This window comes from uncultured Campylobacter sp., assembly GCF_938045225.1.
GTDB lineage: Bacteria > Campylobacterota > Campylobacteria > Campylobacterales > Campylobacteraceae > Campylobacter_A.
The window spans coordinates 1-2,778 of record NZ_CALINL010000140.1 but is presented as its reverse complement, the minus strand read 5'-3'; the positions used below and the strand labels follow the sequence as shown (position 1 = coordinate 2,778).

Sequence of the window (2,778 nt, the reverse complement as noted above, 5' to 3'; positions counted from 1 at the left end):
CGCATGCCAGCGCGATGATAGCTTAAATTTTAAAAAATCTGATAAAGCCTGAAGATTTAAGAAAATTTGAGCTAATGACGCGGCGAGCAAATTTAACCAAACCAAATTTAGCGTTTAGTATAAAATTATCCGCATTTTAATAATAATAAATCTTATAAAATAGCGTTAAATTTTTTATAGGAGCAAAAGCATGAAAAAATAGTCATAGCGGTAGCCTGCGCGGCGGTTTTGTTTGGTGCGGGCGATGATGCAAAGAAGCTGCAAAGCGCTTGCGATGCGGGGAGACGCAAAAGGCTGCTATAATCTGGGCGTTTTATACGCGGAAGGTCAAGGCATAATCAAAGATAAACAATCGGCTAAGAAGTATTTCGGCAAGGCTTGCAATATGGGCTTGAAACAAGGTTGCGATAATCACAAAATCCTAAGCAAATAAGAGTAGCGGGCTAGAACCGCTATAAAACAGCTAAAATTTAACTCAAATTCAGCCGTTTTGATTAATTAAATTTAAAAAGCCGCCCACTCCGTCAAATTTGCAAAGCAAATCTCGGACTAGGCGGCTAAATTTAGCCTATTTCAGGCTATCTTTTTAGGCTATTTACGATAGAGAGCATATCATCGCTCGTCGTGATCGCCTTTGAGTTGGCTTCGTACGCGCGCTGGCCCGTGATGAGGTCGGTCATCTCTTCAACCAGCTGCACGTTACTCATCTCGACGAACCCCTGCCTGATCGTACCCAGACCGTCAAGACCCGCCGTACCGACTACGACCTCGCCGCTAGAGCCCGTCGGCAGATAGAGGTTGTCGCCCATAGAGTGCAAGCCTGCCGGGTTGATAAAATTTGCTAGCTCGATGCGGCCTACCTGCGTCATCTCGGTGTTGCCAGGCTGGAGCACTGAGACGGTGCCGTCGGTGCCGACTGAAACCTGCGTAGCGTCGGCAGGGATAGTCATCTGCGGCTGAAGCACGTAGCCGTCGGAGTTTACGATCGTGCCTTCGCTATCTAGCTTAAAGGCGCCGTTTCTAGTATACGCCGTCGTGCCGTCTGGAAGCTGCACCTGGAAAAAGCCGTTACCCGCAATAACCATATCGAGGTTGTTGCTAGTTTCTTTAAAATAACCTTGCGAAAATATCTTCGTTATCGCCGTCGGACGCGCGCCCAGACCCACCTCGATACCCGTTGGGCTTTTCGTCGTGGCGCTGGTTGCCGTACCCGCATACTCCATTACCTGATACATCAGATCGGCAAATTCGGTGCGGTTTTTCTTGTAGCCGATGGTGTTTACGTTTGCGATGTTGTGCGACGTAACGTCGATCTGGGTTTGCTGGGCGATCATGCCGGTGGCGGCGGAATAAATAGACCTCATCATTTCATTTTCCTCTTTCTACAGGCGCGTCGCGCTTTGGTTTTATACGTCGTTGCGTTTTATTTTGACTTCGGTCACATACGCCCAGTATGCTCCCTCGTCAAAATAAAACCCGCCTCGTCTAATCCACAAATCGCTTCCGCTTAGTCATTACCTTAGCTTTGAGCGCCTTATCTTTATTTGTTTAATTTGCAAAAAATATTCCAAATTTGCAGTCTTAAATTTTACGCTTTTGCATAAAACCGTCGCCGACTGTTTTTATGTCGGGCGAGCGTCTAAAATTTACAAATTCAGCGCGATTTCTCGCATTTCTTAACTGTTTAGCAAAAGACGTTCCAAATTTGCAAATTTGGGAAAATTTGAAAATATTTTGGCGGAAGTATTTTGAATTTATATTAGCGGCAGGGTTTTAATGCATAGCGATTTATGTTTATTAAAATTTAAAAACCTTAGCGGAAATATCTTTGAGCGGATTTGCGAGTCGTGCAAATTTTTACGAGCAAGACTAGGCACGTAGCCTGTCGCCGCGAGTAAAAATTAAATCTCTCGCAAATACGTCAAAGAGATAACGCTAAATTTAGACTTTCGTGTTAGCAAGCTTACTTATGGCTTCCTGATTTAGATCATCCATATGCGACGTCATCACCTTTTGATACATCTCGACAAAACGCTGCGTCTCGATGAGTCCAACCATCTCGGTCACGGCGTTTACGTTGGAGATTTGAGTGTATTTCCACGCGACCGCGTCTATCTCGCCGCCCACGTCTTCAAGCTCCTTTAAATTAGGCAAAACGTAGAGATTATCGCCCTCTTTGGTTAGATTTCGTATCTCTTTTGGCTGCGCGATATAAAGCCTAGCTAGCGGCTCCTCGTTTGAGTAGAGATTGCCGTTTTTATCAGCGGAAAAGCGCTCGCCCTGCGGGATTTGGATGCCTTGAAAATTATTTGTAAAATAATCGCTCGGCAGTACCTTGTAACCCTCTTTTGTTACCAAAAATCCGTCTTCGTCGAGATTAAACGAGCCGTTTTTGGTTAGACGCACGTCGCCGGGCTTTACCTCGACCAGGAAAAACAAATCCTCGCGTTTCATCGCAAAGTCAAGGTCGTTGTTTGAAAATTTAAGCCCGCCCTGGCTAAAATCCACGTATTGCTCCGAGATTTGCGGCACTCTATCGATAGTTCTGTTTAGAAATTTCGCCGCGTCTTTGGTGTGATTTTCTATCGGTAACTCGTCGCGGTACTCTTTAAAAATTCTCTCAAAATCCCCCACTACGACGTCGTCGCGTTTAAAACCGATCGTGTTTATGTTCGCTAGATTGTTTGCGATGACGTCTAGGCGATTAAACTGCGTCACCATGGCGCCGGTTGCTTGGTAGTAGCCGTTGTTCATTTACTTTTCCTTATTTTGACGACT

The 2,778-nt window shown here is 45.3% G+C and carries 3 protein-coding genes; 1 reads left to right on the top strand and 2 read right to left on the bottom strand.

Translation table 11 applies throughout. The features are described 5' to 3' along the window. The first annotated feature begins 247 nt into the window (after positions 1–247). On the top strand, positions 248–433 hold the full coding sequence (locus Q0200_RS05325; protein WP_297938667.1) for a Sel1 repeat protein: 186 nt from the start codon (positions 248–250) through the stop codon (positions 431–433). A gap of 145 nt (positions 434–578) precedes the next feature. Here Q0200_RS05325 and flgG read toward each other — a convergent pair whose 3' ends face one another. Both flgG and Q0200_RS05315 read right to left on the bottom strand, forming a co-directional pair. Further along, positions 579–1,367, bottom strand: coding sequence for a flagellar basal-body rod protein FlgG (gene flgG / locus Q0200_RS05320; protein WP_297938664.1), 789 nt, complete (start codon positions 1,365–1,367; stop codon positions 579–581). 574 nt (positions 1,368–1,941) lie between these two features. Next, the gene (locus Q0200_RS05315) at positions 1,942–2,754 is read right to left on the bottom strand and encodes a flagellar hook-basal body protein (protein ID WP_002948146.1); all 813 of its coding nucleotides are present in this window, start codon (positions 2,752–2,754) and stop codon (positions 1,942–1,944) included. Positions 2,755–2,778 lie beyond the last annotated feature (24 nt).